Raw genomic sequence first — 9,791 nt, 5'->3', positions numbered from 1 at the left:
CATAAAGGACGAAGGATCGCGTTTTTACTTTTATTTACGTCTGTTTTGAGGAAGAACATATATAAGGGTACATACCATACTTAAGAAGAGAGATGATACGATGCTACTTCCGGAAAAATTTTTGACATGTGTGCGCTGTGAGGATGGGCTGCGCCGGGAAGAAGGACAAACTCCTGTGCCAGGCTATGGGCTTCCCAATGCAGAAATTATGTTGATCGGTGAGAGCCCAGGCGCGGAAGAGATGAAACATGCACGTCCTTTTCAAGGGAAGGCAGGTGAGAACTTAAATCAATTTCTTGCAGATGTCGGTTTGAATCGAGATCAAATGTATATTGCGAATGCAACGCGCTGCCGACCTTATAAAGAAAAAGAAACCTTGCTTAAGAACGGAACGGTTCGAATTACAAAATCAAATCGTCCTCCTTCTAAACATGCGATTGCATCATGTGCAGCCTGGTTGGATATGGAGATTCAACTGCTTATGCCAAAGCTTATTATTACACTTGGCTCCACTCCGCTTAAACGACTTGTTGGAGAGTGCTCTATTTCTGAAGTACACGGAAATTTGCTTACTGTATCAATACAGCGCCCAGAAGAAAAAGAAAACAGTCGTGAGTTTTTCTGGTCGGACGAGCGGTATCATATTTTTCCGCTATATCATCCTGCTGCCATTATTTATCGCCGTGAACTGAAAGAAGTTTTTCAGGAGGACATGCGTAAACTCCGGCGGACAATCGAGGAATTGAAAATTACAAGTGTAATCGTATGACAATCAAGGTCTCTTATCTGTCTGTAGATAGGAGGCTTTTTTCTTTAGAAAACGAAATAATTATCAAAACATTTTAATAAGTTGTAATAATTAATAAAAAGTCTTGTCATCTAAAATGTAGTGCGTTATTATATAACAAAGAATTAATTACCAACAACTGTACTAATACAATAGGTCATTAGATGAACAGTGGTAGGAGAGTAGAGCCTTTTAGGAGGCAAAAAATTCATGCACGCACACAGGAGGGGGCAAGGACTGATGGATGTACGAACGCAGAAAGCTAAAAGTAATCCGATATTGACTCGGGAGGACTGGAATAAGCAGCGTCATTTGGCGGAGCAGGACCCAGGAAAATTCCATGGTGATATCGCAAAACGAGAAATTCACTGGTATGACGAGCAGGCAAATGCTTGGATGATATGGAATGACGAGCACAATCAATGGATGGGACTTGATGCTGATACAGGAGCACCTGTTACGGTGACCCACTCTCCGGCATACGAGCCGTGGAAGACTGCATTTGACGACAGTGATGCCCCCTTCTATAAATGGTTCAGCGGCGGTTTAACGAATGCCTGCTTTAACGAGGTAGACCGCCATGTCATGAATGGACATGGGGATGAGATTGCGTTTTACTTCGAGGGCGACCGTTGGGATCAAGCGAAGAACGATGGCCGGGGCGGTCCGGTTGTTGAATTTACAGTAACACGTAAACAACTGATGCTTGAAACGTTGAAAGCTGCACAGGTATTTAAAAATCTCGGCTTGAAAAAAGGTGATCGAATTGCGCTGAACATGCCGAATATTATGGAGCAGATTTATTATACAGAAGCGGCGAAACGCCTTGGGATTGTTTATACCGCTGTATTTGGTGGATTCAGTGATAAAACATTGAGTGATCGTATCCATAACGCCGGAGCTAAAGTTGTTATTACATCAGACGGCGGCTATCGCAATGCACAGATCGTAGAGTTTAAAGAAGCGTATACCGACCCAGCGTTGGATAACTATGTACCAAAAGAAATCGCTGTTCAGATCGTTGAGGAAAAGTTAAAAGAACTAAACCTGAACGAGCAGCAGTCTGCGCTCATTCAGGAAAAAGTAATGCAGACAATCGGAAGCGAGATTACAGTTGAGCGATCAGATGCCATGCGTGGTGTCGGTATGGCACTGGCCCAGTTCCATGATATGGATGCTGAGCAGAAGTCGCACATTCGTACCGTAATTGCAAAAGGCCTGGTAGATGCGCCGCCACGTGTCGAAGCCGTTATCGTTGTACGTCATACACGCCAGCAGGATTTGAACTGGCGTCCAGAGCGTGATCGCTGGTCACATGAATTAATTGGTGAGGCAGTAGAGCAAATTCTCACGATAGCACGTGAGCAAGGTGCTAATGTAGCGACTGAGCAGGATCTTCTTGCTCTTCCGACAGAAGACTTTATTCGCGTTATGTATGCGGTTTCTAAGCCTGAGCCAGTAGATGCGGAATATCCGCTGTTTATCATCTATACAAGCGGAAGTACAGGCAAGCCAAAAGGCGTCGTGCATGTTCATGGGGGATATACAGCTGGTCTTGCACACACGATGAAAGTTTCGTTCGATGCGACACCGGGCGAAGATATTATGTATGTCATTGCTGATCCGGGCTGGATTACTGGCCAATCGTATCTGATCTCCGCTTCGTTAACGACACGTACAACAAGCATCGTCGCAGAGGGGGCGCCGGTATTCCCGAGTGCAGGACGTTATGCGAGCATTATCGAGCGGTATAAGGTGACCATCTTTAAAGCAGGGTCAACGTTCTTGAAAACAATTATGTCCAATCCGCAGAATAAGGCAGACGTTGAACAATACAGCATGGATACACTTCGCGTTGCAACCTTCTGTGCTGAGCCGACTAGCCCGGCTGTTCAGCAATTTGGTATGGATTTGATGACGCCGCAGTACATCAACTCGTACTGGGCAACGGAACATGGCGGCATTGTATGGACGCATTTCTTTGGCAACAATGATTTTCAGCTCAAGCCAGATGCACATACATTCCCGCTGCCATGGATTTTCGGGGATGTATGGATTTCAGAAAGCAGTGAAGAAGGCGGAAAGACAAAGCATCGTCCAGCTGACTTCGAAGAAAAAGGTGAAATTGTAATTACGAAGCCGTATCCATACTTGGCACGTTACATCTGGGGAGATGAGACGAATTTTGGCCAGCCGAACTGGAAAGGTGATGCGGATCGGTATGTAGACACATACTGGGGTAAGTGGGATGGCGTATGGGCGTATACACAGGGCGATTTTGCTATGAAATACGAAGATGAATCGTTCTCCCTCCACGGTCGTTCAGATGACGTAATTAACGTGTCCGGTCACCGGATGGGCACGGAGGAGATCGAGGGTGCAATCCTGCGCGATAAACAGATCAACCCGGATTCTCCAGTCGGAAATGCAATTGTAATCGGAGCGCCGCACCGTGAGAAAGGACTGACGCCGGTTGCATTCATTCAGACAGCACCGGGCGCAAAATTGACGCTTGAGGATCAGCGTCGCTTATCTGAGCTTGTGCGTCAAGAAAAAGGGGTAGTGGCAGTTCCGAGCGATTATATCGAAGTGCAGCAGTTCCCGGAAACACGAAGCGGCAAATACATGCGTCGTTTCTTGAGCAATCTGCTTAATGGAGAAGAGCTAGGTGATACATCGACCTTGCGTAATCCGGAGTCCATTGATGAGATTCGTCCAAAAATCGAGCAGTGGCGCATGAAAACAAAAATGGAAGAAGAGCAGAAGATTTTCGAAATTTATCGTTTCTTCCGCGTGCAGTATAATGACGTACTGCCGGGTCAGCGTGTCGCAACGGTTACGATTACCAATCCACCGGTTAACGCGTTGAACGAACGGGCGCTGGATGAGTTGAATACAATCGTTAGTCATTTAGAACGCCGTGATGAGATCAAGGTTGTCATCTTTACCGGTCAAGGAACAGGCTCGTTTGTTGCCGGTGCCGATGTGAAGCAGTTCCTTGAAGAGATGTTCGATGTGGAGGACGTATTGCCGCTTGCGAATAAAGCGCATATGGCATTTAGTAAAATCGAAAAACTGGGCAAACCAGTTATTGCCGCTGTAAACGGGGTCGCACTCGGGGGCGGAAACGAGTTCCAGATGGCAACTCATTACCGGATTGCTGAGCCGCATGCTGAATTCGGTCAACCGGAAATTAACCTGAATCTCATTCCAGGTTATGGTGGCACGCAGCGCTTACCGCGTCTCTTGCAGGATCGCACAGGCGTGGATGGATTCCTCAAAGCACTGGAAATCATTCTGAATGGCCGCAAGATCGATGTAGAAGAAGCGAAGCAGATTGGTTTGATTGATGAAATCATTCAAGAAAGTGATGATGTGCTCGTTCGTGCTGCTGCACTGGCTCGTGAATACATTTTGCGTGGCAAGGGAGCGCTTAAGGAGGCATTCGATCGCCATAACAGTCTTGTTCAGCAGTGGAATACACCGCAGGCATTCCCGCAGGAAGCCATTGCTAACAGTGTGGAAATCCAGCGTATTTTGCGCCAATCCAAATGGGCAGGACGTGAGCAAGCAGCCAATCGTGCATTGGAAGCAGCACGCATAGGCTATGAACAGGGAATTAAGCAAGGAATGGAGCGCGAAGCCCAGCTATTTGCGGAAGCAGTAATCGATCCGAATGGCGGCAAAAGTGGCATTCAGGCATTCCTCGACAAGAAGAGCATGCCACTACCAACTCGTCCGCGCTTCCAACCAACGGAAGAGAAGCAGAACGAGCTGATCGAACAGGGTGAACTGCTTCCAGTCGGTGCGCCGTACTTCCCGGGTTTCACGCCGATTCCTGAGTGGCAGTATGCCTATGCGGTTGTGAAAAATGATGAAACAGGTGCGGTTGATCACGGTGATCCAATTGATGCCGAGAAGAAAATCGTCATCCCGGTTGAAAAACCGAAAGCAAATGAAGTACTGCTGTACGTACTGGCAAGTGAAGTAAACTTCAATGACATCTGGGCGCTGACCGGTATCCCAGTTTCTACGCTAGATGATCATGATCTGGATTATCACGTAACAGGTAGCGGTGGTATCGCTCTTGTAGCATCGGTGGGTCCAGAAGTGAAGCGAGAAGGCCGTGTGAAAGTAGGCGACCTCGTTACAATTTACTCGGGACAGAACAATCTGCTGTCGCCAACGGTTGGCCTTGATCCAATGTTTGCCGATTTCAGCATTCAGGGTTATCAAGGTCCAGATGGCTCGCATCAGCAGTTCATGATCGCACAGGCACCGCAGGTTCATGTGAAACCGCAAGATGCAACATTGGAAGCAGCCGGTAGCTACATTTTGAATCTGGGTACGATCTATCGCGCTCTGTTCACGACACTGTCGATTGAGCCGAACAAAACAATGTTCGTAGAAGGGGCGGCGACTGGTACAGGTCTGGAAGCGCTCAAATCGGCAGCTCGTAATGGCCTAGCGGTAACGGGTATGGTATCGAATGAAGAGCGTGCTTCGTACATCCGTGAGCAAGGTGCTGCGGGCGTGATTAACCGGAGAAATCCAGAATACGGCAACGCATTCACCAAGGTACCGGCTGACCCATCACAGTGGGCAGCGTGGGAGGCCACAGGTCAGAAAATTTTGGATGACTATCGTGCACAAAACAACGGTCGTTTGGCAGACTATGTTGTATCTCACGCTGGGGAAGTAGCATTCCCACGTTCGTTCCAGATGATGGAGAAAAATGGAGTTCTGACGTTCTATGGTGCGTCCAGCGGTTACCACTTTACCTTCATGGGAAAAGAAGGTACCAGCACACCGCGTGACATGTATGAGAAAGCATTACTACGTGCTGGTGAATCGGTCCTGATCTACTATGGAACCGATACGAAAGAAGATGGCATTGTGGATCAGACTGGGCTTGTTGCCATTGAAGCAGCACGTGATATGGGCGCACGCATCGTAGTCGCAACGTACACGGATGCTCAGAAAGAGTTTGTACAAAGCCTGGGTTACGGTGATGCAGTACGCGGCGTATTAAGCATCGAAGAGATCAAACGTCGCGAAGGCGAGAACTTTGTGTGGCCGGATACAATGCCGGACTTCCCGAATCCGAAAACGGAAACGGAAGCATTCAAGGAAGCTGTTCGCTACTTCACGGATTACATCTTCAAGCCATTCGGCGGTGCCGTGGCGAAATACCTGCGCTCTCCTGACAACCCGCGCGGCTATCCAGACCTGATCTTTGACCGTGCTGGACATGATGCGCTTGGTGTGAGCACGACGCTTCTGAAGCCGTATACGGGCCGTGTCGTATTTAGCGAGGACATGGGTGCACGTCGCTACAGCTTCTATGCGCCGCAAGTATGGATGCGTCAACGCCGTGTTTACATGCCGACAGCAAATATCTGGGGTACACACCTCTCGAATGCTTATGAAGTCATCCGCATGAATGAGATGATTGATGCTGGTATGCTTGAAATCACGGAGCCTGTATTCGTTGAGTTCGATCAGTTACCAGAAGCGCATCAGGAAATGTGGGAGAATCGCCATGTAGGAAGTTCTTACGTTGTAAATCACGCGATTCCACAAACGGGACTGAAAACAAAAGACCAGCTATACGAAGCATGGTCGGCCCAAATGAATGAAAAAACCAGTGAATAATCGATAAAGAGATACGAAAACGAAGCGGCTTATCCTGTAAAAAGGAGAGCCGCTTCGCTATTTTTATTTGCATGTTTCATTTCAGGCACTTATAAAAGTATGGTATCGTAGAAAAGACGTTGTCTGGATGGGAGAGAATCAGATGAAAAGCATCTCGGAAGGCATGACTAACTTTTATCGTCGATTAACAAGCGACGGTTATCACGCGGAAGACGTAAATCCGGCACTAAAGCAGGTGGAGAAAGCAGCACGTATGGAACAGATGCGCCGTCGGATTCTTGCCTGTACGGATTGCCCCCTCGGTGAGTATGTCCAGGGCCGTATGCCGGGGACAGGAAATACGGATACGCCATTGATGATTGTCGGAGAAGGACCGGGAGAAGACGAGGAGAATTGGGGATTGCCGTTGGTTGGAATTAGCGGATCACTTCTTACGCTGATTCTGAATAAAGCCGGGATTCGACGGGAACACGTATATTTTACAAATGTGGTAAAGTGTCGGGTAACGAATGAGAAGGGTGGAAATCGCACGCCTATGCTGGAAGAAACAAAGGAGTGCAGCAAGTACTTGCAGTATGAACTAGAGATGATCCGTCCGAAAGTCGTGTTAGCGCTCGGTAAAGTATCCCTTCAGTATTTCTTCCCGGATATGAAGACGATGTCCCAGTTTCGAGGGAATGTGTATGAATATGAAGGCATTAAAATCGTACCAACCTGGCATCCTGCCTACGTCATTCGTCAGCGTGGGGATGCACTTGCGAAAACGAAGCGAGAAGTATGGGCAGATTTGCAGGTAGCCCTTCAATGTGTACGAAGTAATGAGTGAGGTGATGAGATGGAAGCACAACAAGAAAAAGCATCAACAAATATATATGAATTACAGGATAAGCCACCGTTATCGGTCACGGTAACCGCAGCACTGCAATGGTTTTTTGTTATACTGTCAAGTTCTTTGGTCGTGCCGCTCGTTGTCGGGCAAGCGTACGGACTTGGACCGGCCGATATCGGCGTATTTATGCAGCAGACGTTTTTTTTGATCGGGCTGGCGTCTATTCTACAAGTACTGTTCGGACATCGACTTCCGCTCACGGAAGGCCCGGCTGGCATGTGGTGGGGGATTTTCATCATTTTAGCCAATCTGGGTATGGCAGCAGGTAAATCTCCACAGGATATCGGACGTTCGCTGGAAATGGGATTGATCATTACCGGCATTATGCTTGTCGGTCTCGGGGTAACAGGTATTATTGGTAAAATTCAAAAGTTGTTTACCCCGCTTGTCACAGGCGGCTATATTTTGCTTCTGGCGGTATCATTAAGCAGCTCGCTTATGAAAGGACTGTTAGGCATGGGTTATACACCAGGGCAGACAGGTATTCCGCCTAAAATCGCACTGGTGTCGATCGGATTGATTGTGTTTACCTTTATGATGATTCGCTCAAAGTATAAATACATCCGCAGCTTTGCGATTCTGATTAGTATGCTTGTAGGCTGGTTGATATATGGACTGCTCGGCTGGACGAAGCCGCTTCCAGAAATGCATGGACTTGTGTCGCTTCCTACGCCGTTCTTTTGGGGGACTCCAGAATTTGATCTTGGGACCATCATGATCTCGATGCTGACGGGATTGATTTTGTTAACGAATCTGGTGGCGAGCATTGTTGTCGTGGGCAAAGTTGTTCATGTACAGGCAGGGGAGGCAGATTATCGGCGCGGCGGTATTTTTACCGGGATAGCGCACATGCTGTCGGGAACATTTGGCATTGTTGGACTTGTCCCGTTGTCCATTACAGCCGGGGTTATTCAAGTAACGCGCATTGCATCGCGCTTGCCTTTTTTGATCGCGTGCGGGCTGTTTATGCTTCTTGGTATGCTGCCGCAGGTGAGTCGAGTGCTGTCGGGGCTGCCGGCCCCAGTCGGTTATGCCGTATCGTTTGTGAGCTTTACGCAGCTTATTGGATTTGGCCTGCAAGATCTGGGGAAAGTAACGTGGAATGAGCGCACCATTATGATCATTGGATTCGGGCTTCTAACTGGGATCGGTATTATGTTTGTGCCGCCAGAAGCGATGCTGACGCTGCCGCCGTTTGTGAGTTATATTTTCGGGAATGGGCTTGTCATGGGTGTACTGCTCATTATTTTCTTGGAGCAAATTGTATTAAGAGAGAAGAGAAAACTGTAATGAATCGATTTTTTGTATTACTTATTCTTGTGCTGGTAGCAGGGGCGAGTCAGGGATTGATTTTGCCTTTGCTGTCATTGTTGTTAGAAAAACAGGGAGTTGCTGCTTCTGTAAACAGTTTGAGTGCGGCCGCGCTTTATGTCGGTGCGCTACTCGCTGTTTTTTTTGTGGAAAAGCCGCTTGTTCGCTATGGGTACAAAGCGCTGCTTGTTGTCGGACTGGTCATGGTCGTCAGCAGTACAGTTTTATTTGCTATTATTGGATATTCCTTTGTTATCTGGCTTATTCTGCGTTTTCTTGTCGGAGTAGGGGATAGCATTCTGCATTATGCGACCCAGACGTGGATTGCGGATCGAAGCCCGGAAAATAAGCGCGGGCGGTATATGTCACTGTATGGTTTGATGTATAGTCTCGGGTTTAGTATCGGGCCGCTGGGCATTAACCTGCTGGCGTATGGAACTTGGGTTCCGTTTATCGTAATGGGTAGCATGTTTGGTATGACAGGCCTTTTGTTGTATACGATTCGCAATGAACGACCACCTGCCAGAAAAGGAGGAAGTTCTTCGAAGACATATGGGCGTGTGTATGTGCTGGTTTGGTTACCGCTGCTTGCGCCATTTTTGTATGGCTTAATGGAGGCTGCGCTCAATGTTAGCTTCCCCATTTATGCGACGGAGCTGCACATCTCAGATGGCTGGATTTCTTTGATTTTACCATCGTTTGTACTGGGGAGTCTGCTGCTGCAAGTGCCGCTTGGTATGCTGAGTGATCGGTTTGGACCGCGACCTATTTTGCGTATATGTGCGGTAATTGGCGGGCTTGTCTTTTTTATCGTGCCGTTTGTTGGCGACCATGTGTATGGTTTGATCATTTTGTTTGCGTTGGCCGGGATATTTGTTGGCTCATTTTTTGGCCTGGGACTTGCCTATGTGGCGATGTTGTTGCCGCGCACGTTGCTCGCCTCTGGAAATGTGCTTGCTTCCCTTCATTTTGACAGTGGCAGTTTGATCGGTCCAGGACTTGGCGGATTGGCGATGGAAGCGTTCGGTAGGGCATCTTTGTTCTATATGCTTGGGAGCTTCTTGTTCTTATTTGCACTGGCTGGAGTGTTTTTCCGACATCGGGCTTTTTGATATACTGAGGGGAAGAAATAGCGGAAAGCAGGGGAGA

5 protein-coding genes are annotated in these 9,791 nt (G+C 47.9%); all 5 read left to right on the top strand.

Features of this window, described 5'->3' with window-relative positions:
• The first annotated feature begins 100 nt into the window (after nucleotides 1–100).
• Nucleotides 101–769 (top strand): uracil-DNA glycosylase, encoded by a 669-nt coding sequence (locus PO771_RS16060; protein ID WP_272560671.1) that lies wholly within the window; start codon nucleotides 101–103, stop codon nucleotides 767–769.
• A 258-nt stretch (nucleotides 770–1,027) separates the two neighbouring features.
• On the top strand, nucleotides 1,028–6,442 hold the full coding sequence (locus tag PO771_RS16055; RefSeq protein WP_272560670.1) for an AMP-binding protein: 5,415 nt from the start codon (nucleotides 1,028–1,030) through the stop codon (nucleotides 6,440–6,442).
• Nucleotides 6,443–6,584: 142 nt separating this feature from the next.
• Nucleotides 6,585–7,268 carry a uracil-DNA glycosylase gene (locus PO771_RS16050; RefSeq protein ID WP_272560669.1) on the top strand — a complete coding sequence of 228 codons (684 nt, stop codon included), beginning with the start codon at nucleotides 6,585–6,587 and terminating at the stop codon, nucleotides 7,266–7,268.
• 9 nt (nucleotides 7,269–7,277) lie between these two features.
• Nucleotides 7,278–8,621 (top strand): purine/pyrimidine permease, encoded by a 1,344-nt coding sequence (locus PO771_RS16045; protein ID WP_272560668.1) that lies wholly within the window; start codon nucleotides 7,278–7,280, stop codon nucleotides 8,619–8,621.
• On the top strand, nucleotides 8,621–9,754 hold the full coding sequence (locus tag PO771_RS16040; protein ID WP_272560667.1) for an MFS transporter: 1,134 nt from the start codon (nucleotides 8,621–8,623) through the stop codon (nucleotides 9,752–9,754). The genes PO771_RS16045 and PO771_RS16040 overlap by 1 nt, the downstream gene beginning before the upstream one ends.
• Nucleotides 9,755–9,791: the final 37 nt, after the last annotated feature.

Source organism: Aneurinibacillus uraniidurans (genome assembly GCF_028471905.1).
Lineage (GTDB): Bacteria > Bacillota > Bacilli > Aneurinibacillales > Aneurinibacillaceae > Aneurinibacillus > Aneurinibacillus uraniidurans.
Note: the sequence above shows the minus strand (reverse complement) of the source record. Positions and strands in the feature narration are given on the sequence as shown.

Bases quoted from the DNA above. Each gene is read 5' to 3' on its own strand.
- PO771_RS16045 (WP_272560668.1), top strand. From the start codon at position 7,278: ATGGAAGCACAACAAGAAAAAGCATCAACAAATATATATGAATTACAG.
- PO771_RS16060 (WP_272560671.1), top strand. From the start codon at position 101: ATGCTACTTCCGGAAAAATTTTTGACATGTGTGCGCTGTGAGGATGGG.
- PO771_RS16055 (WP_272560670.1), top strand. From the start codon at position 1,028: ATGGATGTACGAACGCAGAAAGCTAAAAGTAATCCGATATTGACTCGG.
- PO771_RS16050 (WP_272560669.1), top strand. From the start codon at position 6,585: ATGAAAAGCATCTCGGAAGGCATGACTAACTTTTATCGTCGATTAACA.
- PO771_RS16040 (WP_272560667.1), top strand. From the start codon at position 8,621: ATGAATCGATTTTTTGTATTACTTATTCTTGTGCTGGTAGCAGGGGCG.